This window comes from Roseovarius gaetbuli, assembly GCF_900172365.1.
In the GTDB taxonomy this organism is placed as follows: domain Bacteria; phylum Pseudomonadota; class Alphaproteobacteria; order Rhodobacterales; family Rhodobacteraceae; genus Roseovarius; species Roseovarius gaetbuli.
Window position 1 is genome coordinate 126,089 of sequence record NZ_FWFJ01000002.1, and the last position, 24,937, is coordinate 151,025.

Below are 24,937 nucleotides of genomic sequence, written 5' to 3' on the forward strand. Positions count from 1 at the left end.
TGCATGGCCCTTCATGCCAACCTGCGAAGATAATAAAAAACCAACGCACGACATGGAGAGACCAATGCCAACTTTCAAAACGCTGCCCGTCGCGGCATCCGCGCTCACGCTCGCCCTTGCCGGACAATCGGCGATGGCCGCCGATGTTGTCATCAACCTTGGCTATGCCGCCGCCGAAGGCAGCTCTTACGCGGTGCTTGCCGACAAGTTCGAGGAGCTGGCCGAAGACTATTCCGGCGGCACCATCGACGTCAAAGTGCGCTGCTGTGGTCAACTTATGGGCGAAGACGAGGCCTTTAAGGCGATGCAGCTTGGCACGGTCGATATGCATGTGATCACCGGTAACAACATCTCGCCCCACTTCCCGCTGATGGATGCATTTGTGCTGCCCTATATTTTCGAGGATAAGGCCCACGCCTACCGCGTGCTCGAAGGCGAGGTCGGACAGGGGTTTGCCGATCAGCTGCACGAGGCCACCGGGGTTTACCTTCTGACCTATGGTTTTGTCGGCGATCGCGATTTTTACAATTCGCGCAACCCGATCACCAGCATGGCTGATATGGCCGGGCTCAAGGTGCGCGTGCCCAAGAACCAGGTGATGATTGATACCTTCACCGAATTTGGCGCCGCTCCCATTCCGCTGCCCTGGGCTGACACGCCGACCGCCTTGCAAACCGGCACGGTCGAGGGCGCCGACAATGGCACCTCGTTCATCAAGTCGCAGAAATTCTATGAAATCATGCCCTATTTCACCGCGCTTGAGCATTTCACCTATTTCTCGCCGCTCTTTGCCAGCCAGCGGATCATGGACAAGCTTGACGATGACCAACGCGCCGCCGTGATGCGCGCCGCACGCGAGGCGGGGATCTATCAGAAAGAGGAAATGACCCGTCAGGTGGATGAAATCCGGGCCTTTCTCGTCGGCGAAGGCGGCATGAAATCCGCCGAGTTCGATCGCACCGATTTCATCGCCGCCGGGCAGCGGGTGCAGGACAATTATGCCGCCGACAAGGGCGAGGATTTTACCTCGCTGGTGACGGCAATCCGCGCAGCAGCGCAGTAAACCCGCCTCGTCACCCAAGACCTTCGGGCGCGCGATCCCTGCGCGCCCGCTTACCCTCATGACCAGGAGGTCACCGTGCTCGGCAAGCTTGACCGGTATTTCGAGGAAGTGCTCTGTGCCTTTTTCCTCTGCGTCGTTGTCGGCTCTGTGCTGATGCAGGTGGTGTTGAGGTTCCTGTTTGACACCGCTGCGGTCTGGGCCGAAGAGACCGCCGTTTATGGCATGATCTTTGCGGTCTACCTTGGCGCGACGATGGCGGTGCGCGAGCGCGCCCACATCCGCATCACCCTTCTGGTAAGCCGCCTGCCCCGCGCGCTTCAGGTTGGCTGCATCATGCTGGCCGATGCGCTCTGGGTCGGCTTCGTGATTTTCATGATCGTGCAGACTGTGACCTATACCCAGCTTTTGTTCAACGTCACCTATCAGACCCCCGGTCTGGGGATCGAGCAACGCTGGGTTCAGATGTTCATTCCGATGCTGTTTGCCCTGATGCTGTTTCGCATTGCCCAGGTCTATTGGCGCTGGCGCTCTGACGCCTACGAGGGGCTGCCGCTATGAGCGATATGAGCAATCCGAAACCCCGCACCTCGCTGGCGCCGGTCCTCGTGCTTGTCGCGATGATCATCGGCGTGATGGTGGCCGTCCTCGGGGGGGCCAACGGGCCGATCCTGATGGCCGTGGTCTTTGTCTTCACCATGGCGATCGGCGTGCCCATTCCCTTTGCGGCCGGCATTGCCACCGTCGCCGGGCTGATCATCGCGGACATCCCGATGACCCTGATGGCGCAGGCCGCCTGGACTGCATTTGAACCCTTTCCTCTGGTGACGATCCCGCTGTTCATTCTTGCCGGGCAGCTAATGGAACAGGGCGGCATGTCCGAAAAGCTGGTCAATATTGCGCAAAAGCTTGTCGGCGCCTACAAGGGCGGTCTCGGGCTTGTGACCGTCGTTGCCTGCATGTTCTTTGCCGCCCTCTCGGGCTCTGGCCCGGCGACCACCGCCGCGATTGGCTCCATTACCATCCCCGCGATGCAGGCAGAGGGCTATCGCTCGCGCTTTGCCGGGGCGATTGCCGCCTCGGCCGGGGCCTTGGGAAGCATGATCCCGCCCTCGAACCTGTTGATCATCTTCGCGCTTGTCACCGACGTGTCGATCCCACGCCTGTTTCTGGCAGGTATCGTGCCGGGCATCGTGCTGGGCCTGATGCTGATGGTGGTGGTCTTCGTGATCTCGGCCAAAAACGGCTATGGCGGCACCGGCGAAAAATTCCGCTGGGGGCCGCTGCTCGCCGCGTTCTGGGAGGGCAAATGGGCGGTCATGGCGCCGGTGATCATCCTTGGCGGCATCTATGCGGGCATCTTCACCCCATCCGAGGCCGCAGGCGTGGCCGTCGCCTATGGGTTGTTCGTGGGCATGTTCATCTATCGCGGCCTGACCTGGGCCAAGCTGTTTCATGCGTTCAAGTTTACCGCCATCGTCATCGGCTCGGTCTTGTTCATTCTCGGCTCGACCAAGGCTTTTGGGCAACTCGTCACGCTGTTTGACATCCCAAGCTCGGTTCTGGCGCTGTTTCAGGGGCTGGTGGACTACCCTTGGCTGGTGATGCTGTTGATCGGTGTGTTCTACATCATCGTCGGCATGTGGCTTGAGAGCATCCCGCAGATTATCATCTTCACCGCCGTCTTCTATCCGCTGGTGACAAGCCTCGGGGTTGATCCGGTAGTCTTTGGCATCTTCACGGTGATGACCTGTGAAATCGGTTTCCTGACCCCGCCGATCGGCGTCAACCTGTTCGTCGCCGCGCGGATCAGCAAGATCAGCATCGAGGAGATTTCGGTCGGGGTTCTGCCGCTGTTGATCCCCTACGTCCTGATGATCCTGCTTCTGGTGTTTTACTCGGACTGGGTGACCTATCTTCCAAATCTTGTTTATGGACCGACACGATGACAACAAAGCCCCAAGACCTTCCCCTGCTGGGATATGTGGATCGCCTGTCGGCGCGGCCCGGTGAAACGCTGGCCTTCAAGGTCTCGTCAACCGCAAGCCGCCCGTTCAACGCGCGCCTTGTAAGGTCCATAAGCGCCGATCCCAACCCCAAGGGGCCGGGCATCATCGAAGAGGACGCATCCGCGTTTTTCGCCACCCAATCCTTTGCCTCCGTGCACCGCCCCTTCGCGGCGGGCTCTTACGGGATGGCGAAGGAGGTGGTGCAGGCCGCGCCCGAGTCCGCGATCATGCTTTCGGCGATCATCTTTCCCATGTTGGTCCCCGGTACCGTTCAAACCGTGCTTGGCTTGGGCCCCTATGACCTGCGGCTTGACGAAAACGGCGCGGCAAGCCTCTGCCTCGGGGATCAGATTGTCACGACAGGCCAGCCCGTCAAGCTGCGCCAATGGAGTCGGATCACAGCGACGGTGACGCCTAATGCTATCACCCTTGAACAGCAGCCGTTGACGCGCGTTGCCGCTGCGCCACACGTGGTCACGCAAAAGGGCAGTGCCCCCCTTGCAGCCACAGCCCGCCCCACGGTTGCCGCGCGCCTTGTGGGCGATCAGGTGAGCCAGCACTTCAACGGCAAGATCGAGGCCCCCACAATTGCCATTGACGGTCAGCCGCTTTGCGCATGGGACTTTTCCAAAGGCATCAAGACCACAACCGCAGAGGCCACGACCGGCCCGGACCTGGCGCTTGTGAACTTTCCGGCGCGGGCCGTGACCGGCGCGCTCTGGGACGGATCGGAGATGAACTGGACCCACAAGCCCGCGCATTACGCGGCCATCCATTTTCACGGCGACGATATCTATGATTTCGGCTGGGACACCGATTTTATCTTTACGGTGCCCGACGACATGCCCTCGGGCGTCTATGTGATGCGGTTGGAGTGTGACGCGAATGAGGACGCCATCCCGTTCTTTGTCTGCCCCCCGCTGGGGCAGCCCAAGGCCAAGCTCTGTGTGCTGATCTCGACCTTTACCTATACGATCTACGGCAACCATGCGCGGCCCGATTATGACCCATCCTGGCAAAACCGCATCGCCGACTGGAACGCCTACCCCCATAACCCGGCAGAGCATCCCCAATATGGGCTTTCGACCTATAACTATCACGCCGACGGCTCCGGGATTTGTCACGCCTCGCATCACCGCCCGCTGTTCAACCTGCGCCCCGGTTACCTGACCTTTGGCACGACACCCTGTTCCGGCCTGCGCCACTTTCCAGCGGACATGCACCTGATAAGCTGGCTGCACGCCAAGGGCATCGACTATGATGTGATCACCGACCGCGAGTTGCATGACGACGGCGTCGCGGCGATCAAGGGATACGGCGCTGTCACAACCGGTACGCATCCGGAATATCACACCGCCAACACCCTTGATGCGCTGCGCGACTATCGCGATGGCGGCGGAACCTTGATGTATCTGGGCGGCAACGGGTTTTACTGGCGTATCGCGGTGCATGGCGAAAATGACAGCCTGCTTGAAATCCGCCGCGCCGAGGATGGCATCCGGGCTTGGGCGGCGGAACCGGGCGAATACTACAACGCGTTTGACGGGGGCTATGGCGGGTTGTGGCGGCGCAATGGCCGCGCCCCGCAAGATCTTGTCGGGATCGGCTTTGCCGCCCAGGGCGAATTCTTCGGCGACCCCTATTGCCGGGTCACACGCGACCCCGCGTTTGACTGGGTTTTTCAGGGGATCGACGACGACCTCATCGGGGATTTCGGGTTTTCGGGCAATGGCGCGGCGGGGTTCGAGCTTGATCATATGGACCACCGGATCGGCACACCTGACAGCGCCGTTCTTCTGGCCCGCTCGGTCACGCGGGACGCGGGCTTTATGCTGGTGCCCGAAGAGCAACTGACCCATCTCACCAACCTGACAGGCGGCACCGCCAAGGACGCCATGCATGCCGACATGATCTATGCCGACTATCCCGGCGGCGGGCGTGTCTTTGCCACCGGATCAATCACCTTTTGCGGAAGCCTGCCGTGGAACGGCTATGACAATGACGTGTCGCGCTTGCTTGAAAACGTCATGCTGAAATTCCTGGGCGCGCCTATAACGCCCTGCTGACCGAACCAGGGTTTCAGGTTGGCTGAAAGCGGCCGGATCCACATTCATGAAGCGTGATCCGCCTGCGCGCAGGCGGATCAACAGTGGCCGCCCGCTTGTCTGTGGCAACTCATGGTTTGCCTTATCCAGCAACATAAACTAATTGGAAACCCCACCGACATAATCGGCCCAAAGACAGGATGTTGCCTTGCAGACCCCTTTTTACCTTATCGACAAGTCACGCCTTTTGACCAACATGCAAAAGATTGCATGGCTGCGCGAGGCCTCCGGTGCAAAGTCTCTTCTGGCGTTGAAATGCTTTGCGACATGGTCGGTGTTTGACTTTATGGCGCAGTATATGGATGGCTCAACCTCGTCTTCGCTTTACGAGGTGAAACTGGGATTTGAGAAGTTTCCGGGCGAGACCCACGCCTATTCGGTGGCCTACGCCGATCACGAAATAGCAGAGGTTCTGGCCAATTGCGACAAGGTCATCTTCAACTCTATCGGGCAACTTGATCGGTTTGATGCCGCCTCGCAGAACCACATCCGCGGTTTGCGGGCCAACCCCGGCGTTTCGACCTCGGAGTTTGACATCGCCGACCCCTCGCGCCCCTTTAGCCGACTTGGCGAACATGACCCGGCACAGATTGCCGCCGTGGCGGATCGCATCAGCGGGCTGATGTTTCACAACAACTGTGAGAATGACGATTTCGACCGGTTTTCAGAGATGCTGGCGCTGATCGAAGAGCGGTTCGGCGACACCCTGCACCGGATGGATTGGGTCAGCCTTGGGGGCGGCATCCACTTTACCGGCGCGCAGTATCCGCTGGATCGTCTAGCCGAGCGGCTCAGGCAGTTTTCACAGACATATGGCGTGCAGGTCTATCTTGAACCGGGCGAAGCGGCGATCACCGGGGCCGCCACGCTAGAGGTCACGGTGCTGGACACGCTTTACAACGGCAAGAACCTGGCCATCGTCGATAGCTCGATCGAGGCGCATATGCTTGACCTTCTGATCTATCGGGAACCGGCAAAGATTGCCCCCAATACCGGCGCGCATGACTGGGTGATCTGCGGCAAATCCTGTCTTGCCGGGGATATTTTCGGCGAATTCAAGTTCGATGCCCCGCTCAAACCGGGCGATCGGATTTCGTTTCAGGACGCCGCAGGCTATACAATGGTCAAGAAGAACTGGTTTAATGGTGTGAAGATGCCCGGCATCGCCATCCGCGAACTGGACGGAAGCATCGTAAAGGTGCGCGACTTTGGCTATGAGGATTTTCAATCCGCTCTCTCTTGAATCAAACAAACAGACGAGGTCTTTTGAATACATGAAACGCAATGTTCTTATCATCGGTGCAGGTGGCGTAGCGCAGGTCGTGGCGCATAAATGCGCGCAAAACAATGACGTACTGGGTGACCTGCATATCGCCAGCCGCACGGTTTCAAAATGCGACGCGATCATTCAGAGCGTGCATGACAAGGCGGCGATGAAACAGGACGGCGTATTTGAGGCGCATGCGGTCGATGCCATGGACAGTGACGCGGTCGAGGCCCTCTTGAAAAAGACCGGCGCGCAGATCGTGATCAACGTCGGCTCGCCTTTCGTGAACATGACCGTACTTGAAGCCTGCATTCGCACCGGTGCCGCCTATATCGACACGGCGATCCACGAAGACCCTGCCAAGATTTGTGAAACGCCGCCCTGGTATGCCAATTACGAATGGAAGCGCCGCGAGGATTGCGCCAAGGCCGGTGTCACCGCGATCCTTGGTGCCGGGTTCGATCCGGGCATGGTCAACGCCTTCGCGCGCTTTGCCGTCGATGAATTCATGGATGAGGTCAAATCCATCGACATCGTCGACATCAACGCCGGCAGCCACGGCAAGTATTTCTCGACCAATTTTGATCCCGAGATCAACTTTCGCGAATTCACCGGCACGGTCTATAGCTGGCAGGAGGGCGCGTGGACGACCAACAAGATGTTCGAGGTTGGCCGCGAATGGGATCTGCCGGTGGTCGGCAAGCAAAAGGCCTATATGTCGGGCCATGACGAGGTGCATTCGCTTGCCGCCAACTATCCGCAGGCCGATATCCGGTTCTGGATGGGTTTTGGCGATCACTACATCAACGTCTTCACCGTGTTGCAAAACCTTGGCCTGTTGTCCGAACAGCCCGTCGTGACCGCCGAAGGCCTCGAAGTGGTTCCGCTCAAAGTGGTCAAGGCCGTGTTGCCCGACCCCTCGACCCTCGCACCGAATTACACCGGCAAGACCTGTATCGGCGATCTGGTAAAGGGCACCAAGGACGGTCAGGACGTCGAAGTCTTTGTCTATAATATCGCCGACCACAAGGACGCCTATAACGAGGTCGGAAGTCAGGGCATTTCCTATACCGCCGGCGTGCCGCCGGTTGCGATGGCGATGCTGATTGCCGATGGCACCTATGACACCGCGACCATGGTCAACGTCGAAGAGCTTGACCCAAAACCGCTGTTTTCATTACTCGACAACATCGGCCTGCCGACGCGCGTCAAGACGGATAACGGCGATTTCGCGTGGGATCAGGCCAAGGCCTGATTGGGCACTGCGGCGGTGCCGCCCCTGCCCTGTTCAGATAAATCAGGCGTCCGGGTCGCAAGGTCCGGGTGCCGAACGTCAGATAACGTTGGCCTTTTCGCCATCACTTGATCCAAATTGGAACACCGGACCTTCGCGCAGATCGCAGCGAAGGTCGGCCCCGAGCCCAAATTTCCTAATACTGCACGATCGACGAACGGGTGCGAAGCACACACAGCTGACACTGCTCCTAGTGCGACCTTTACCAAACCAGACCTACACACCCAAGGTCAGCGCGGCGAGTCAGCTCCTCCAAGTGGGCAAATGGCACATCAAACAGTATGTGATCTTCTTGCTTTTTAGGGCCACAGATCGTGCGCATTTTTTCAAACAATAAGATCGGCGGTCCACACGCGCTCAAAATTGGCACCGGCTTCACGCTGGACGTTGCGAACCGATTCAGAATCCCGGGCCTCATACTCGCAAATCATTCTCTTGCGGTCTGTGCTCCAATAGCTTCTGAGCCACGTCACATCGTAAAGGTCGAGGCAAGGAGCCATGCGCTCTTCGGTGGCGGCAAGTTCCTCTTTTGTCAGTGGCAGCTCGAAACTACGTTCGACGATGAATCTGGGCATCTAGAGTCCTTTTCCTTTGGTCATTTTGCGGTGGGATTGCTTCGCGGTCCGCGCGATCTGGCGCGCGCGCGCCGTGAGTTTAGAGGAGGAAGTCCACTCATCAAGTTCAGCGGGCGTTACCGGGTTTCCAACCTCCTCGCCCAATAGCAATGCAAGAGACTGAGCAAACGCTTTCTCGTTCTTATTCCCGATCTCATTGGCAAACTCATACGCTTTCCGAGCGAAATCAACCGCTCGAGAATCGTCGCCATTCTTTCGTTGGCGTTCTGCGGCGAGGTTTAGGATATAGGCTAGGCGAGACTTGTCGTCGGCAGCTTCGAGAGCCTTTATCGCGTCTCTAAATTCTTGGTCGTTTTGCCGCGAGATGGCAATGATCGCGCGCGAGAATGGACCCATAGCCCCCTCTCCAATCTTGGCGGCGAGCGTACCTAGATCGCTGGCATATCCAATCGCTGTGTCCGTGAGATTGTGTTCCAGCGCAATCATCGCGGCCCAGGTTAGGCACTTGCATTCGCGCCAGCGGTCTTCGATGTCGCGAGCCAACTCCAGAGCTTTCTCGATTTCAGCCGCGGCGCGGACTAGGTCTCCTCCCCAATAGGCTAGAAGTCCTCGGCTCCAGGATACCTCAATATCGGAAAGGCCTTCTTGCTGCGCCAACTGATCGGCGTCATGGCTGAGATCGGTGGCCTTGGGGATGTCACGGCCCAGTTCCAGCAAACAACGGGCGGAATTCGCAAGTTGCCTCACCCTTTTCTGCGCATCCATTCGCCTTGCTGCATCGGCCGCGCGTGTCGTTGCCGCAACCGCTGCCTCAAGGTCCCCCAAATCCTGAAAAAGGACGGATAGCAGGTACTCGCCCTGCGCGACCTCTTCCGCCATAGCGTGCTGACTGGCTTTCGGTATCAGCGATGAGAGGTTGGAGACCAGATTTGGAGCATTACTGTTCGAAATTCCCGAGCTCGATAGGACTTGGACCCCCAGTAGGGACATGGTCAGACTGATCCGTTCGCTGCCGACATTGAGCTTTCCGGCATGGAACAGACCCTTCCGAGCCAATTCCGACGCTTCGGAATTGGCAAAAGACCTCAATGCATTTTGCCCCGCGATTACTGCCGCGCGAGCGGCGAGAATGTGGTTATCGGACATCGCACTATGGTGCAGGATTCGAGCGGCCCGGTCAGGGTTTGCAGCCATTTCCATCGCCAGAAGTTCGGCAACCCGGCCATGCATGAGACGCCGCCTTGTGTTCGATAATCTTTCGTAGGCTGCATCTTTTACGAGGTCGTGGGTGAACTCAATTGAGCCCGCAAGTAGCGGTCCTATGACCTCGTGGTTTTCAAGTTCTTCGATCACATCCAGAGCTATGTGGATATCCATTCCGGATGCTTCGATCACTATGTCTATTGGAATGCTACGCCCAAAAATAGACGCCCAGGAGGCAAGCGAGACTGCCGCCTGGGACAACCGCTCGATGCGACTTGAGAGAGAATCTTGTAGCGAAACTGTTGTCGGACCATTGTTCGCGCGGGCCAGCTCAATCAAATAAAACGGATTGCCTTGTGCTTCCCTTACAAGGCCATTCACGTCAGTAGCCGGGCGCAACTCATGCGCAAGTGCACTGGCTTCGATCGCGGATAGCCCGGTCAGGGCGATCCTCTGAGCGTCGCTGCCAAGTCCCGATATTAGAGTCTGTACCGCTTCATTGTCGTCGACCTCACCGGAGCGTGCAGCCAAACAGAAATGCGCCTGATCTCCGGAGAGATGCCGGATGAGATAGCTCAACAACGCGCAGGAGGACGGCTCCATCCATTGAAGGTCATCCAGAGCAATCAGGACAGGTCCGAGTTGGGATAGATCGGTTAAGAGGTTTCGAAAACCGTCGAACACCTGCTGTTCCGTCAGGGTTTCGGAACTGCCTGACCTGGCACAAAGCATATCACGTAACTTGTGTTGAATATCCGAAACGACCTCAGTTTCGGCCAATTGATCCAGCGCATCCATCCAAACACCGAAAGGGCGCGATCGTTCAACTTCGATCGCACGCGCCGAGAGGCGGCGTTTTCCGTACTCTTTGCCTATTTCAGATAGAAGGGCGGATTTTCCAATGCCGGGTGCGCCAACGATCAAGGCGACGGCGGGGCTGGAGCCACCGAAGGCACTCCGGATAAGCCGACGCTCTGCCTCACGTCCGATGAAGCGGGCCTGAGATCGCGCGCCCGAACCGGAAGCATCACCTTTGGTCTGCGGATTTTCACAAGACGTTTGCAGGTTTGGCGCATGCAGCGGAACGGCTTTGCAGGCCTGATCGAGCGCCTGAGACGGCTCAACCCCAAGCTCCAGCTGAAAGATCTTGCGGCATTGTGCCGCCTGCACCGCCGCATCTTCTGGCCGCCCAAGTGCCAATAGCAACTCAATGACCTTGATGTGAGCCGGTTCCTCAAACGGATTCATTCCAACAAGCTTGTGTGCATATTCAAGCGCAGCAGAGGGCTGGTCGCTGTGGCGGGAAATAAGCGTATCAAGGATCTCCGCACGGAGCCTGCCATATCTTGATCTTTCCGACTGGCACCATTCGTAGAAACCATAGCAATCTGATAGTTCCAGACCGTTCAGAAACTCACCCCGATACAACATCTCTATGGCAAGCAGTGTATCGGTCGTGTTGCTTTCGACGTCACCGGAAGCAGCATCAATAAGTGCAACGTCCACGTCTATAGCAGCGGCGTTCAATTCCACCGTGTTTCTGTTTGCTAAAATCGTTTCTGGCCCAAGTGTCGTGCGCAATTTGCTCAAGGACCAGCGCAAAGCCCCGCGTGGATCCTCAGCCTCTTCCCAGAGCAAGTCGCACAGCTCGCTTCGTGAACGTGGGCGCGGGCTGGAAAGCAAATACCCCAGCAAGCCACGGGTCTTCTTGGAGGCCGGAAGGTCGACAGCTTGTCCGTTCAACGCGACTCGCATGTGGCCGAAAAGTTCGGCATGCAAGGACGGCGTTTCCCGATTTTCTTCCCTTGGTTGCAAATTTCCACTTTCTTCAAACGCTGGTTCAAACGATCGGCTGCGATGGTGTCCTCGTCAACAAGTAACACACGGGCTTCCAAACCCGGAATTCGGAGAAACAAAATGACGACAGCACAATTCAACCCTGTAGCATATAAGACAGCAACCACGCAGCAATGGCAAAGCGCCGCCAAAGCCTGGAGCGAATGGGGCGGTACGCTGCGTGAATGGCTTGGACCCGCCACTGAAATCATGATCGACGTCGCTGCGATCGCCAAGGGCGCAAAAGTTCTGGACGTGGCGGCTGGCGCGGGAGATCAATCGATGCAGATCGCCGACCGTGTAGGTTCGGAAGGCTATGTACTGGCCACAGACATTTCTCCAAACATTCTGGACTATGCTGCGGCCAACGCTCAATCCAGCGGCTACGGCCAGATCGACTTTCGGGTGATGGATGGCGAGGATTTAACAGTCACACCGGAACAGTTCGATGCCGTCGTGTCCCGCGTCGGTCTGATATATTTCCCTGACCAGATGAAAGCCCTGAAGGGCATCCGAAAGGCCCTGAAACCGGGTGGCTGGTTTTCCGCGATTGTCTATTCCACACCAGAAAACAACGGCTTCTTTTCCATACCCGTCGGCATCATACGAACCGCGGCGCAATTGCCTTCACCTGCAAAAGGTCAACCCGGACCGTTCAGCCTCGGTCAGCCCGGTGTCCTGGCGGACTTGCTTCGGGACGCTGGCTTCCAAAACGTACTCGAGAAAACCCTCTCCGCCCCGCTGGAGCTACCAACCGCAGCCGATTGCGTTCGCTTCGAACGTGAAAGCTTTGGAGCACTTCACGAAATGCTCAAAGGGCTCGACGCAGACGAACAATCTAGGGTTTGGAATGAAATCGAAACCGCGCTGTTTGCTTTCGAGAACGGCAATGGCTTTTCCGGCCCCTGCGAACTGATCGTCGTCGCCGGTCAGAAGTGACCTCAAGCAACACAACAATACCGTGGTCAGCAAGCCGCATCGCAACATCAGGATCAATGCGCGGATTAACGCGCCACATCGAAAGCAAAGGAAACCCCCCAATGACAAAAGTAGCAATCATCCAAGAACCCCCCGTCTATCTGAACCTTTCCGCCACCATGGGCCGCGCCGTAGAGCTTGTCGAAAAAGCGGCCCGGGATGGTGCCAAGCTGACAGTGTTTCCCGAAGCCTGGTTTCCCGGCTACCCTACCTTCGTCTGGCGTCTTCCGCCCGGTGCAGGCATGGGCAAAACAGACGATCTATTTGCGAAATTGCAGACCAATTCAATCGACCTGAGCCAGAACGGTTTCGCGCCCTTGCAAGAGGCCGCTCGTGAAAATGATATGGTGATAGTTGCAGGCTACCAAGAGCTCGACGGAGAGGTCTCGGGATCAACTCTGTTCAATTCTTGCATCACCATCGACGCCGACGGCCGTATCGTGAACAACCACCGCAAGCTGATGCCGACCAATCCAGAACGCATGGTATGGGGTTTTGGCGACGGGTCCGGTCTGAACGTGGTCGATACGGCCGTTGGTCGCATTGGCGCCCTAATTTGCTGGGAGAACTACATGCCCATGGCGCGCGCTGCGCTTTATGCCCAAAACATCGACATCTACGTCGCCCCCACCTGGGACAGCGGCGATACCTGGCTGGCCACAATGCAGCACATCGCCCGAGAAGGTGGTTGTTGGGTGATCGGATGCGCCACGGCGCTGGAGGCATCGGACATACCCACCGACATCCCGCACTATAACGAACTGTTCCCGAACAGAGACGAATGGGTCAATCCGGGTGACGCAGTCGTCTACAAACCCTTTGGCGGTGTTTCAGCCGGGCCGATGCATCGTGAAAAAGGCCTGCTGGTGACCGAAATCGACGTCAGCGCCGCGCGCGCTTCACGCCGGAAATTCGACGCAAGCGGCCACTATGCCCGCCCGGATGTCTTCAAGCTCTCAGTTAATCGTGCAGCAATGCAACCCGTAACGTTTAGCGACTAGCCACAAGAAAAGAAGGAGAAATACCATGTCCAATTCAACCTATAGCGGCCAATGCTTCTGCGGGACCGTAAAATTCAGGGTCTCGGGAACAACGGAAGGAATGGGGTATTGCCACTGTGAAAGCTGCCGCTCCTGGTCGGCGTCCCCTGTGAACGGTTTCACGCTCTGGAACCCCGAAAGCCTGGAGATCACAGAAGGCGAAGACCAAGTCGGCGAGTACCACAAAACCGAAAACAGCCATCGAAAGTTCTGCAAGAAATGTGGCGGGCACCTAATGACTTATCATCCAGGGATGGGCCTCGTGGACGTCTTTTCTGCAATGCTCCCAGAACTTGAATTCAAGCCCGGATTACATGTCCACTATGGCGAAAGGACATTGTCTGTTCCAGATGGCCTGCCGAAATTTGCCGACCTGCCAAAGGAGCTTGGTGGCTCGGGTGCGCAGCTTGCAGAATGAAACCAATCTGTCTTCAGGGCCGACGGTGACTGGCAGCGCTTAAACCGAACTACTTACCGCCAAGATCGACCGCTCGTTGTGCTTGCAGCAGGCGGCTGTTTTCCGCGTTCCCTTTCAGAGCGGCATGAGGAGATGCACATATTGCCGACATCGGAGCGCATGCGGCGAATGCTCACTTCGTCCGCGTCTCGATTGTTGGAACAAGCGGCAGCGAAAGGTCAGTTTGAAATCCACCGAGATCAATAGTATTGAACGGCTGCTTCGACGACACGGGCCGCATCGCAGAATTAGTTTTGCTGCAACTGCGAGGAATTGCTGCGTGAGCACTAGCTGCATCAGCAAAAGGCGGCTCCGTCCCGCACTGCCGACCTTGGCGAGGAACGCGCCCAAGGTCCGGTTTGGGGCCGAAATGCTTGATGTTTGGGTCGATATTGCATGACGTCGCCCCCTTGACAGGCCTTGGAAAACCCGCTGCATCGAGTCAAACATGCGCGACGTTCCCCACCGGGCGCTTTTTCTTTGCCGACCAATTATGACCGCGCGATCACTTGGGCGCGGGGTCTGGCGCGGCGGGCGCTTGCGCATCGTCCGGTGCGTCGGATGGCGGGCCGGGCATGGCCTTGCACTCCAAAAACACCCGCGCCGTGCAATTGGCACAGATTGAGCGATCAAGCCGGGGCACAATCGTCTCAAGCATTTCTCGTTTGCGGCGAAAGATATGCGCCTTGCCGATCCGTTTGGTCACGTGAAACTGATCCAACTGTCGGCGGAGCGGCGGATAGCGCCCGACCAGCGACAGGGAGCCGCCCATGTCTGTGCGGTTGCGGCTTTCCTCGACAAGCCATTCGGCGCCCGCCAGATCAATCCCGACCGCCCCGTCAATCAACAGGCAGAGATGCTTCTGACCCGGCCTTTGCTTTGCCAGCCTGACAAACTCTTTTTCAAGGTATTCAACCGCGCCGAAATACATCGGCCCCTGAACCCGCAGAAACACCGCTTGCGGGCATTCCGGCAGGCGCCAGTGGATCGGACTCATGAAGGGGCGCCCCTCAACTTCGCCATTGGGCACGTTGACCGGCAGCCCCGGCTTCATCGTCTGGCGCAGGAACAGGGCCAAAGAGACAATAACCCCGGCATAGATCGCAAATTCGAGATCGACCAAAAGAACCGTGATGAAGGTCACCAGAAAGATCGAGGTTTCCGACGGGCTCGTGGTCAGAATGTGCCGGATTTCCCGGATGTCGATCAGCTTCCACGCCACCAGCATGATCAGCCCCGACATCGCCGGAATCGGAATATGGGCGATCAGCGGGCTGACCAGCAGCAGGATCACCAGCAGGAAAATCGCGGCAAGAATCGCCGCCAGCGGCGTCTTTGCACCAGCCTCAAGGTTCAGCGAACTTCGCGTGAACGAACCCGAGCCCATGTAGGCTGAAAAGAACGACCCGCCGATATTCGAGAGGCCCTGCCCGATGATTTCCTGATTGCTGTTCAGCGACTGATGCGATTGCAACGACATCGCCCGCGCGATTGAAACCGCCTCCAGAAGGCCGATCAGGGCCAGGGCAAACGCCCCCTGAGACATCGTGCGCACGATTTCAAACGACATTTCCGGCACCGCGACAGGCGGAATGCCCGAGTCGATCGCCTCGACAAAGGCCACGCCATGCGCGCCCGAGTTGAGCACAAAGGCCAGCCCGCTGCCGACAACAAGGGCAATCAGGTAATTGGGCCACATCGGGCGGTATCGCTTGACGACAACCGCCGCGACGAGGGTCGTGACCGAGACCGCCAGAACATGCGGGTTGAGATCCGGCAAGACGCGCCAAAGCTCTTGTCCCAATTCAACAAGGTCATCGGGACGCGGTAACGACTTGCCTATGAAGCCCGGCAACTGACTTAGGAAAATCAGGATTGCGGCCCCGGCCGTAAAGCCGACCATGACCGAATGCGAAACAAGGCTAACCAATTGCCCGAGGTTCACGAGGCCAAGGCAAAGCTGAAAGAACCCCGCCAAGAGGGTGATGCTGAACACCGCGCTGATGAATTCGGGCGATCCGGGGGTGAAACTTTCGGACAGGGTTGCGAAGATCACCACGGAAATGGCCGTCGTCGGGCCGGATACAAGATGCCACGAACTTCCGAAAAGCGCCGCGATCACCGGCGTGACCATCGCCGTATAAAGACCATACTGCGGCGGCAAGCCCGCGATGGCGGCAAAGGCAATCCCCTGCGGCAGCACGATCGCGGCATTGGTGATGCCGGCAAAAACATCGGCGCGAAAAGTTCGCTTGTTGACCAGGGGAAGCCATTCCAGAAACGGCATCATCGCACGAAGACGTTCGCGCGCGGTCAGTTTCTGTTTGCTGTTCGACGGCAACAAATGCGGCGCTTCATCCGCCGGTTGCCCAAAACGCCAAGTCATTCGAAGCCGCCTTCAATCCATTCGGTCGCGATAATTACACATTCGCCGCCGAACAAGCCGAGGCGCTATCGCAGTCTTGCCGCCAGAATAGGACTTAAAGACCTCAATCCAAAGACATTCTTATAGTGCCAGTTTGGGGAAATTCCGCGGCTTTCATGGCCGCCTGCACGCCGCGCATCGCCGCGCATCGCCGCGCAGGACATGCAAAAGGGCGCGGTGCACAAGCAACCGCGCCCTTTTATCTAAGGTCAGACTGTTCCGTCTCAGGCGCTGAGGCGGCTGATCACTACGGTGACCTCGGGGCGTTTGCCCACTTCGTTCTGCGTGCTCTGACGCGCAACCCGGCGCAGACCCTCTTCAAGCTTGTCATCATCGCCCAGTGTCTTGTCATTGGCGCGGCCAAGGAACTGGCTCAGGTCTTCTTCAAGAACATCGACCAGCGGCGCATGGCTGCGCCCCGTGGTGGCAAGGCCCATGGTTTCGCACCAGGGTTCGCCAAGCGGGTCATCGTCTTCGTCCAGGATGATGTTGATCATCACATGCCCGTTCAGAGCCATGCGAATACGATCGCGCACCACGCCATCCATCGCCCCGATCTTAACCGAGCCATCAAGATAGGTCCGCCCGGTCTCGATATATTCGGCGACCTTGGGCTTGTTGCCGCTCAGATCAATCATCATGCCATTCACGGCAAGCATCCCGCCAAGCCGGTTGGACTTGGCAAGTTTTACATGCTCGCGCAGGTGGCGGTGTTCGCCATGCATCGGAATAACCGTCTGCGGCTTGATCAGCTTGTGCATCGTGTCAAGGTCCGGCCGATTGGCATGGCCCGAAACGTGATAGCGGTCATCGCCCTCGATCACATCGACGCCCATTTCGCTGAACTGGTTCATGATCCGGATCACGCCGCGCTCATTGCCCGGAATCGTCTTGGACGAGAACAGGAAGGTGTCACCCTCTTTCAGGGTCATCCCTTGATATTTGCCATTGGCAAGCTGGGCACTGGCGGCGCGCCGCTCGCCCTGGCTTCCGGTGACGATCAGCATGACGTTTTCACGCGGCAGGCCTTTGGCGTCTTCCGGGCTGATGGTGCTGGGAAAATCCTTGAGCACGCCGGTCTCGACGCTGGCCTCGATCATCCGGCGCATCGCCCGCCCCATAAGACAGACCGAGCGCCCGGCGCGTACCCCCGCCTCGGCAAGGGTTTTGACCCGCGCGACGTTACTGGCGAAGGTGGTGCAGATGAACATGCCCTTGGATCGCTCGACCAGTTCCGTGATCGGCGTGGCCACGGTCGCCTCGGAGCGGCCCTCATTGGTGCTGAACACGTTTGTGGAATCGCACATCAGCGCCTTGACACCCGGCGCGGCAAGGCTTGCCCACAAGTCGTGATCAAAGGCTTCGCCGACCACAGGGGTTTCGTCGATCTTGAAATCGGCGGTATGCACAATCCGCCCGCCCGCGCTGTCGATCACAAGGCCAGAGCTTTCGGGGATCGAATGCGAAATCGGCACAAAGCCAACACTGAACGGGCCCGCCTGGGTCACTTCGGGCCAAGGCGAAACGGTCTTTACCGCGCTTTCGGGGTGGCCAAATTCGCTCATCTTGCGGCGGGCAAGGTTCGAGGTGAAGGCACGCGCATAGATCGGCGCGCCAAGCTTTTCATAGCAATGCGCCACGGCGCCGAGATGGTCTTCGTGGGCATGGGTGATGAACACCGCCTCAAGCTGATTGCGCCGCTCGGCCAGCCAGGTGATATCGGGCAGGATAAGATCCACCCCCGGCGTGCCGTCCATATCCGGGAAGGTGACGCCGAGATCCACCAGGATCAGGCGTTCTTTGCCGGGTTTGCCATAGCCATAGACATAGGCATTCATACCAATTTCGCCCGCCCCACCAAGGGGAAGGTAAATCAATCGTTCACTACTCATGGGGCGTCAGCCCTCCTTGTTATACGCGTCGATCACGGTCAGCCCGTGCATCGTCAGATCATCTCGGTACACGTCGAAAATCGCGTGCCCCTGCTGGAATAACGGCGCCAGCCCGCCGGTTGCGACCACTTTCATGGCGCGGCCTCTCTCGGCCTTTATCCGGTCACATATCCCATTGATCAGCCCGACATAACCCCAGAACACCCCCGATTGCATGCAATCGACGGTATTGGTGCCTATGACGCGCTCGGGTTTGGTGATATCCACATGCGGCAGGGCGGCGGCGGCCTCGTGCAGAGCCTGAAGCGACAGATTCACCCCCGGCGCAATCACCCCGCCAATATAGGCGCCATCACTTGCGACCACATCAAACGTCGTGGCGGTGCCAAAATCCACCACGATAAGGTCGCCTCCGTATAGATCGTAACCCGCCACCGTATTTACAAGCCTGTCCGGCCCGACCTGCGTGCCCGCGTCCACCCGCACATCCACCGGCAGGCGGCATTCGGGCTTGCCAACCACGAGCGGGCGACAGTTGAAATAGCGATCCGAAAAGACCCTGAGATTGAACACCACCCGCGGCACCGTCGAACTTATCACCACAGAGCGGATATCGGCCTTGATGCCGAAATGGTTGAGAAGCGTGGAAAACCAGACGAAGTACTGATCCGCCGTGCGCTGATGCTCGGTCGAGGTGCGCAGCGTGCACAGGAATTTCTCACCATCCCAGATCGAAAAGACCGTGTTGGTATTGCCGCAGTCAATCGCCAGTAGCATCGCCCGCCTCCTCGCTTAGAAAAAAACCTCGGCGGCGGCAATCACGTGGCGCCCCTTGGGGGTTGATAGAACAAGATTGCCCGCGCCGTCCACCGTCTCAAAGGTGCCGGTCACCTCTTCGCGGCTGGTGCGCGCGGTGATCACCTCGCCCAACCGCGCCGCGCGCGCGAGCCAGGCGTTGCGAATGGGCTCGAAGCCATAGGTCACGAATTGCGCCTCGACGCGGGCATAGGCCGGGGCCAGAAGATCCAGAAATTCCTCGGGGCTGATCGCCACGCCGGTGCCTGACAAGACCGACACCGGACGCACTGCGCCCGGCTCGACCGCGCTGCCCTCCGGCGCCTCGCGCAGGTTCACGCCAATGCCGATTGCAAAATGGCTAAGCCCTGCGCCGCTGCCGGCACTCTCCAACAGGATCCCGGCCAACTTGCCACCGTTCAACAACACATCATTGGGCCACTTGAGCGCAAAGGCCTCGGCCCGCCCGGTGGCCGCGACAAGCGCCTCGAACAACGCCAGCGAGGCCACAAAAGAGCGCAGCGCAACCTTGTCCGGCGTCTCATTGGGGCGCATCACAAGGCTGGCGGAAAAATTCCCCTTTGGGTCGCGCCACGCGCGCCCGCGCCGCCCGCGCCCGGCGGTCTGCTCAAGCGCCAGTATCCACTCCGGCCCCGCAAGCCCCGCGGCCACCCGCGCGGCCTCGGCATTGGTGCTGTCCACCGAGGCCAGCACACGCCGTCCATAGCCCGCAGGCCAGTCCCACTCAGAGCCCAATTTCATCGTTCCCAAAATACTCCCGCCGGAGGCACACGCCCGGGCACCGGGCGCCAAAATAAAAGCGACGCGCCCCTTGGGGCGCGTCACATTTGGATCAGACCGGATAAGACATGGCGTCAGTTGACAAGCGTCGCCGCCGCCGCCTGGGCAATTGCCTCGACCCCGAACATATTGATGATGCCCGCAAGCATGATCGCCGCCGAGGCCATCAGGAACGCCCATTGCACCGGCGAACGCCCGGTTTCAAGCGCTTCGCCCTCTTCGCCGAAATACATGTAGAACACGATACGCAGGTAATAGAACGCCCCGATCACGCTGGCGACCACACCGGCCACCGCGAGCCAGGCAAGCCCGCCCTCATAGGCGGCGCGCAGCACGTAAAGCTTGCCGAAAAAGCCAAGAAGCGGCGGTACGCCGGCAAGGCTGAACAACAAGATCAGCATCGCAAGCGCCCGGCCCGGCTGGGCCTTGGCATACATGTTGAGACTACGGATATCGGTCACTGGCTGGCCATCGCGCTCCATCGACAGGATAAAGGCAAAGGTGCCGATATTCATGGTCACATAGATCGCCATATAGATCAGCATCGCCTGCACACCAAACACCGTCCCCGAGGCCAAGCCCATGAGCGCATAGCCCATATGCGCAATCGACGAATAGGCCATCAGGCGCTTGATGTCGGTCTGCCCGATTGCCGCCACGGCGCCAAGGAACATCGACAACAGGCTAAGCGCCGCCAGCACCTGCTGCCAGTCACCAACCACGCCGCCAAAGGCGTCATGCACAACCCGCGCGAACAGCGCCATCGCGGCCATCTTCGGCGCGGTGGCAAAAAACGCGGTGATGGGCGTCGGCGAGCCCTCGTAAACGTCGGGCGTCCACATGTGGAACGGCACGGCGGAAATCTTAAAGGCCAGACCCGAGATCACCAGAACCAGACCGATCAAAAGACCGATCGGCGCCTGCCCCTCTGCGGCCGCGATGATACCGGAAAACAGCGTCGTACCCGCATAGCCATAGGTCAGCGAGGCACCATAGAGCAGCAAGCCCGAGCTGAGCGCGCCCAGCACGAAATACTTGAGGCCGGCCTCGGTCGACTTGGCACTGTCGCGGCGCAGCGAGGCGACCACGTAAAGCGCCAGCGACTGAAGCTCGAGCCCCATGTAAAGCGCCATCAGGTCACCGGCACTGACCATCACCATCATGCCAACCGCCGACAGGGCGATCAGGATCGGATATTCAAACCGCAGGATATCGCGGCGCTGCATATACTCCTGCCCCAGCACCAGAACGGCGGCGGCCGACAAAAGGATCGTCACCTTGGCAAAGCGGGCAAAGCCATCATCGTTGAACATGCCACCAAAGGCGGTGTGGGTGCCATTGCCGGTGGCGCCAATCCAAAGCGCCATGAGCACGAACAGCCCGGCGGTCAGCCAGACCAGCATGCCCGCCATCTTGTCCTTGCCCGTGTAGGCGACCAGCAACAGGGCGGCCAGTGCGTAGACCGAGATCACGATCTCGGGCAGGATAACAGTCAGATCAGCCTGCATCTTCAGGGCCTCCGGTTCAATGCGAGGTTTCGGCAACCTGCGTGGCGCTCGACGCCACGGCCTGTGCCGTCTCATAGTTGGAAATCAGCGCCTCGACAGAGGGGCCGGTGATATCGGTGACCAGCCGAGGATAAACCCCGAGCAGCAGCGTCATCACCACCAGCGGTGCAAAGATTGCCCGCTCGCGTTTGCTCATATCGGTGATGGTCTTCAGGCTTTCCTTGATCAGATCGCCCATCACCACCCGGCGATACAGCCAGAGCGCATAGGCCGCCGAGAGGATCACGCCAGTGGTCGCCACCGCCGCCACCCAGGTGTTGACCTGGAAAATCCCGACCAGCGTCAGGAATTCGCCGACAAAACCCGATGTGCCCGGCAGGCCGACATTGGCCATGGTGAAAAACATGAAGATCAGCGCATAGGCCGGCATCCGGTTCACCAGACCGCCATAGGCGTCGATGTCGCGGGTGTGCATCCGATCATAGATCACGCCGACACAGAGGAACAGCGCGCCCGAGATAAAGCCGTGGCTGATCATCTGGAAGATCGCGCCGTCGATGCCCTGTTGGTTGGCGGCAAAAATACCCATGGTGACATAGCCCATATGCGCCACCGACGAATAGGCGATCAGCTTTTTCATGTCTTCCTGCGCAAGCGCGACCAGCGAGGTATAGACAATCGCGATCGCCGACATCCAAAGCACCAGCGGCGTCAGAACCTCTGCGCCAATCGGGAACATCGGCAGGCTGAAGCGCAAGAAGCCATAGCCCCCCATCTTGAGCAGGATCGCGGCAAGAACGACCGAACCGGCCGTCGGCGCCTGCACGTGCGCATCCGGAAGCCAGGTATGCACCGGCCACATCGGCATCTTGACCGCGAAGCTGGCAAAGAAGGCCAGGAACATCAGGGTCTGCATGCCGCCGACAATGTGAATGCCGAGGATCGAGAAGCTGTCGCTGGCGAACTCATGCTTGAGCAGCGCCACGACATCGGTGGTGCCCGCATCCGAGAACATCGCCACCATCGCCACCAGCATCAGCACCGAGCCGAGGAAGGTGTAGAGGAAGAACTTGAACGACGCATAGATCCGCGCCTTGCCGCCCCAGATGCCGATGATCAGGAACATCGGGATCAGGCCGGCCTCGAAGAACAGGTAGAACAGCACGAGGTCAAGCGCCATGAACACGCCAAGCATCAGCGTTTCCAGAAGCAGGAAGGCGATCATGTATTCCTTGACGCGGCTGGTCACATTCCAGGAGGCCGCAATCGTCAGCGGCATCATGAAGGTGGTCAGCATCACGAAAAGAACGCTGATCCCGTCGACGCCCATCTTGTATTGCAGCCCAAGCAGCCACTCGCGCTGTTCCACGAACTGAAAGCCGGTGTTCGCGGAGTCAAAGTCAAACAGGATGAACAGCGAGACCACGAAGGTCAGCGATGTCGCAATCATCGCCACCCATTTGGCGTTTTTCTGTGCCGCTTCATCTTCGCCGCGCAGGAAGATGGCCAGAATGGCCGCCGCAACCGCAGGGATGAAGGTGACGATGGAAAGAAGGTTATCCATTAGTGTGCCCCTCCGAAGATCGTCATCCATGTCACCAGGATCACGATCCCGATCACCATGGCGAAGGCATAGGTGAAGATATAGCCAGACTGCGCCCGGCCCGCGAGGCGGGTCAGACGGGGGATAAGCCCCATCGCCACACCGTTGAGCGACCCGTCGATGATATCGCCATCGCCGCGCTTCCAAAGGAGATGCCCGAGGGCCTTGGCGGGACGCACGAAGAGAAAGTCATAGATCTCGTCGAAGTACCATTTGTTGAGCAGGAACAGGTAGAGCGGTCGCTGGCTCTCGGCCAGTTTGCCCGGCATGCTCGGGTTCCAGATATAGAACCAGAGAGCGGTGACAAAACCGAGCAGCATGGCGATGAACGGGCTGACCTTGACCCAGGTCGGCGCGTGATGCGCGTCGTTCAGCACCGTGTTGTCGGGATGCATGAAAATCGCGCCCTCGGGTGCCATGCCATGCGCCATCGCGGCGGGGGCCGCAGCGTGCGCGTCGCCGCCTTGCGTGGCCGCCTCGCCATGCCCGGTCTCGGCGGTCGGCGCGTCGTGGCCGGTGGTGGCCGCGCCGTGACCGGCATCGGCCGTCACCTCATGGACGGGCATGCCGAAGAACTTGTTGACCTGTTCATGGCTGCCGAAAAAGCTGTTGTACCAGACCATGCCAGAGAAGATCGCGCCAAGCGCCAGAACACCAAGCGGCACCAGCATCACCATCGGGCTTTCATGGGCGTGCTCGTGGGTGTGCTTGTCACCGCGCGGCTTGCCAAAGAAGGTCAGGAAGATCAGCCGCCAGCTGTAAAAGCTGGTGAACAGTGCCGCGATCACCAGCATCCAGAAGGCATAGCCGCCACCAGTTCCGGCCCAGGCACTCTCGATCACCGCGTCCTTGCTGAGGAAGCCGGCAAAGCCGATATGGGTCAGCGGAATGCCGACACCGGTGATGGCCAGCGTGCCGATCATCATCGCAATGAACGTATAGGGCAGCTTTTTGCGCAAGCCCCCGTAATTGCGCATGTCCTGTTCGTGGTGCATCCCGTGGATCACCGAACCAGCGCCAAGGAACAGCATCGCCTTGAAGAACGCATGCGTCAGCAGGTGGAACATCGCCACCGAATAGACGCCGACACCGGCGGCCACGAACATATAGCCAAGCTGGCTACAGGTCGAATAGGCGATGACGCGTTTGATGTCGTTCTGCACAAGGCCCACGGTCGCCGCGAAAAACGCGGTGCTGGCGCCAAGGAAGACGATAAGCATCTTGGCCTCGGGGGCATATTCCATCAGCGGCGACATCCGGCAGACAAGGAAAACCCCCGCCGTGACCATGGTGGCCGCGTGGATCAGGGCCGACACAGGCGTCGGGCCTTCCATCGCGTCCGGAAGCCAGGTGTGCAGGAAAAGCTGTGCCGATTTGCCCATCGCGCCGATGAACAGCAGGAAGGCAATCAGATTGGCGGCATTCCATTCGCTCCACAGGAACGTCAGCTGTGTTTCAGCCAAGGCAGGCGCGGCGGCAAAGATGTCGTCGAACTTGATGCTGTCGGTCAGGAAATAAAGCGCCATGATCCCGAGGGCAAAGCCAAAGTCACCGATCCGGTTGACCACAAAGGCCTTGATCGCGGCGGCATTGGCGCTTGGCTTGCGATAGTAAAAGCCGATCAGAAGATACGAGGCAACGCCCACCCCTTCCCAGCCAAAGAACATCTGCAGCAGGTTGTCAGAGGTCACCAGCATCAGCATCGCGAAGGTGAAGAACGACAGATACGCAAAGAAGCGCGGGCGATAGCTCTCGCTCTCCTTGAAGTTCTCGTCATGCGCCATGTAGCCCATCGAATAAAGATGCACGAGCGCCGAGACCGTGGTGATCACGATCAGCATGATCGCGGTCAGCCGATCCAGACGAATGGCCCAGGCGGTATCAAGCGTGCCCGACTGAACCCAGTCGAGAATATGCACGCTATGGGTCACACCGTCATGGCCCAGAAAGATGATCCAGCTCAGCAGAGCCGACAACATCAACAGCCCCGTGGTCAGCCATTGTGCGCCCTTGTCACCAATGATCCGCCAGCCAAAGCCCGCGATGATCGCCCCTACAAGAGGCCCGAAGAGGAGAATGGTTTCCATGA

The 24,937-nt window shown here is 58.8% G+C and carries 18 protein-coding genes; 9 read left to right on the top strand and 9 right to left on the bottom strand.

Features of this window, described 5'->3' with window-relative positions:
- Positions 1-64 precede the first annotated feature (64 nt).
- The 6 genes from ROG8370_RS01845 to ROG8370_RS01870 all read left to right on the top strand — a co-directional run bounded on the left by ROG8370_RS01845 (position 65) and on the right by ROG8370_RS01870 (position 7,696).
- Entirely contained in the window at positions 65-1,063 is a 999-nt protein-coding gene (locus ROG8370_RS01845; RefSeq protein WP_245813318.1) for a TRAP transporter substrate-binding protein, read from the top strand.
- A 75-nt stretch (positions 1,064-1,138) separates the two neighbouring features.
- Positions 1,139-1,621, top strand: coding sequence for a TRAP transporter small permease (locus ROG8370_RS01850; RefSeq protein WP_085825387.1), 483 nt, complete (start codon positions 1,139-1,141; stop codon positions 1,619-1,621).
- Positions 1,618-3,009: a TRAP transporter large permease gene (locus tag ROG8370_RS01855; RefSeq protein WP_245827140.1), complete on the top strand. Its 1,392-nt coding sequence runs from the start codon at positions 1,618-1,620 to the stop codon at positions 3,007-3,009. The genes ROG8370_RS01850 and ROG8370_RS01855 overlap by 4 nt, the downstream gene beginning before the upstream one ends.
- Entirely contained in the window at positions 3,006-5,135 is a 2,130-nt protein-coding gene (locus ROG8370_RS01860; protein WP_085825388.1) for a N,N-dimethylformamidase beta subunit family domain-containing protein, read from the top strand. The genes ROG8370_RS01855 and ROG8370_RS01860 overlap by 4 nt, the downstream gene beginning before the upstream one ends.
- Before the next feature lie 187 nt (positions 5,136-5,322).
- Positions 5,323-6,417 carry a carboxynorspermidine decarboxylase gene (locus tag ROG8370_RS01865; RefSeq protein WP_085825389.1) on the top strand — a complete coding sequence of 365 codons (1,095 nt, stop codon included), beginning with the start codon at positions 5,323-5,325 and terminating at the stop codon, positions 6,415-6,417.
- Between the two features lie 31 nt (positions 6,418-6,448).
- Positions 6,449-7,696: a saccharopine dehydrogenase family protein gene (locus ROG8370_RS01870; protein ID WP_085825390.1), complete on the top strand. Its 1,248-nt coding sequence runs from the start codon at positions 6,449-6,451 to the stop codon at positions 7,694-7,696.
- Between the two features lie 365 nt (positions 7,697-8,061).
- Here ROG8370_RS01870 and ROG8370_RS01875 read toward each other — a convergent pair whose 3' ends face one another.
- The gene (locus ROG8370_RS01875) at positions 8,062-8,310 is read right to left on the bottom strand and encodes a DUF4242 domain-containing protein (RefSeq protein WP_085825391.1); all 249 of its coding nucleotides are present in this window, start codon (positions 8,308-8,310) and stop codon (positions 8,062-8,064) included.
- Complete coding sequence (locus tag ROG8370_RS01880) at positions 8,311-11,292, bottom strand: ATP-binding protein (protein WP_085825392.1); 2,982 nt, start codon at positions 11,290-11,292, stop codon at positions 8,311-8,313. It abuts the gene before it with no gap.
- Between ROG8370_RS01880 and ROG8370_RS01885 the strand changes: the two genes are divergently transcribed.
- The 3 genes from ROG8370_RS01885 (at position 11,269) to ROG8370_RS01895 (ending at position 13,785) form a co-directional block, all read left to right on the top strand.
- The gene (locus ROG8370_RS01885) at positions 11,269-12,288 is read left to right on the top strand and encodes a class I SAM-dependent methyltransferase (protein ID WP_212580044.1); all 1,020 of its coding nucleotides are present in this window, start codon (positions 11,269-11,271) and stop codon (positions 12,286-12,288) included. The two genes, ROG8370_RS01880 and ROG8370_RS01885, sit on opposite strands and share 24 nt — an antisense overlap.
- Positions 12,289-12,389: 101 nt before the next feature.
- Positions 12,390-13,328 (top strand): carbon-nitrogen hydrolase family protein, encoded by a 939-nt coding sequence (locus ROG8370_RS01890; protein WP_085825394.1) that lies wholly within the window; start codon positions 12,390-12,392, stop codon positions 13,326-13,328.
- A gap of 25 nt (positions 13,329-13,353) precedes the next feature.
- Complete coding sequence (locus ROG8370_RS01895; RefSeq protein ID WP_085825395.1) at positions 13,354-13,785, top strand: GFA family protein; 432 nt, start codon at positions 13,354-13,356, stop codon at positions 13,783-13,785.
- Positions 13,786-14,329: 544 nt separating this feature from the next.
- Here the strand turns inward: ROG8370_RS01895 and ROG8370_RS01900 are convergent.
- The 7 genes from ROG8370_RS01900 to nuoL form a co-directional block, all read right to left on the bottom strand.
- Entirely contained in the window at positions 14,330-16,210 is a 1,881-nt protein-coding gene (locus tag ROG8370_RS01900) for a SulP family inorganic anion transporter (RefSeq protein ID WP_085825396.1), read from the bottom strand.
- Positions 16,211-16,473: 263 nt separating this feature from the next.
- Positions 16,474-18,141: a ribonuclease J gene (locus ROG8370_RS01905; RefSeq protein WP_085825397.1), complete on the bottom strand. Its 1,668-nt coding sequence runs from the start codon at positions 18,139-18,141 to the stop codon at positions 16,474-16,476.
- Positions 18,142-18,147: 6 nt separating this feature from the next.
- A complete protein-coding gene (locus ROG8370_RS01910) occupies positions 18,148-18,918 on the bottom strand; it encodes a type III pantothenate kinase (protein ID WP_085825398.1) in 771 nt (256 codons plus the stop codon).
- 15 nt (positions 18,919-18,933) lie between these two features.
- On the bottom strand, positions 18,934-19,698 hold the full coding sequence (locus tag ROG8370_RS01915) for a biotin--[acetyl-CoA-carboxylase] ligase (RefSeq protein WP_085825399.1): 765 nt from the start codon (positions 19,696-19,698) through the stop codon (positions 18,934-18,936).
- A gap of 113 nt (positions 19,699-19,811) precedes the next feature.
- Entirely contained in the window at positions 19,812-21,245 is a 1,434-nt protein-coding gene (nuoN, locus tag ROG8370_RS01920; protein WP_085825400.1) for an NADH-quinone oxidoreductase subunit NuoN, read from the bottom strand.
- Positions 21,246-21,261: 16 nt separating this feature from the next.
- Complete coding sequence (locus ROG8370_RS01925) at positions 21,262-22,809, bottom strand: NADH-quinone oxidoreductase subunit M (RefSeq protein WP_073193972.1); 1,548 nt, start codon at positions 22,807-22,809, stop codon at positions 21,262-21,264.
- Positions 22,809-24,935, bottom strand: coding sequence for an NADH-quinone oxidoreductase subunit L (nuoL, locus tag ROG8370_RS01930; RefSeq protein WP_085825401.1), 2,127 nt, complete (start codon positions 24,933-24,935; stop codon positions 22,809-22,811). The genes ROG8370_RS01925 and nuoL overlap by 1 nt, the downstream gene beginning before the upstream one ends.
- Positions 24,936-24,937 lie beyond the last annotated feature (2 nt).

Coding starts and splice junctions, on each gene's coding strand:
- nuoN (WP_085825400.1), bottom strand. CDS start 21,245: ATGCAGGCTGATCTGACTGTTATCCTGCCCGAGATCGTGATCTCGGTC.
- ROG8370_RS01895 (WP_085825395.1), top strand. CDS start 13,354: ATGTCCAATTCAACCTATAGCGGCCAATGCTTCTGCGGGACCGTAAAA.
- ROG8370_RS01915 (WP_085825399.1), bottom strand. CDS start 19,698: ATGAAATTGGGCTCTGAGTGGGACTGGCCTGCGGGCTATGGACGGCGT.
- ROG8370_RS01845 (WP_245813318.1), top strand. CDS start 65: ATGCCAACTTTCAAAACGCTGCCCGTCGCGGCATCCGCGCTCACGCTC.
- ROG8370_RS01875 (WP_085825391.1), bottom strand. CDS start 8,310: ATGCCCAGATTCATCGTCGAACGTAGTTTCGAGCTGCCACTGACAAAA.
- ROG8370_RS01855 (WP_245827140.1), top strand. CDS start 1,618: ATGAGCGATATGAGCAATCCGAAACCCCGCACCTCGCTGGCGCCGGTC.
- ROG8370_RS01925 (WP_073193972.1), bottom strand. CDS start 22,809: ATGGATAACCTTCTTTCCATCGTCACCTTCATCCCTGCGGTTGCGGCG.
- ROG8370_RS01860 (WP_085825388.1), top strand. CDS start 3,006: ATGACAACAAAGCCCCAAGACCTTCCCCTGCTGGGATATGTGGATCGC.
- ROG8370_RS01900 (WP_085825396.1), bottom strand. CDS start 16,210: ATGACTTGGCGTTTTGGGCAACCGGCGGATGAAGCGCCGCATTTGTTG.
- ROG8370_RS01870 (WP_085825390.1), top strand. CDS start 6,449: ATGAAACGCAATGTTCTTATCATCGGTGCAGGTGGCGTAGCGCAGGTC.
- ROG8370_RS01905 (WP_085825397.1), bottom strand. CDS start 18,141: ATGAGTAGTGAACGATTGATTTACCTTCCCCTTGGTGGGGCGGGCGAA.
- ROG8370_RS01890 (WP_085825394.1), top strand. CDS start 12,390: ATGACAAAAGTAGCAATCATCCAAGAACCCCCCGTCTATCTGAACCTT.
- ROG8370_RS01910 (WP_085825398.1), bottom strand. CDS start 18,918: ATGCTACTGGCGATTGACTGCGGCAATACCAACACGGTCTTTTCGATC.
- nuoL (WP_085825401.1), bottom strand. CDS start 24,935: ATGGAAACCATTCTCCTCTTCGGGCCTCTTGTAGGGGCGATCATCGCG.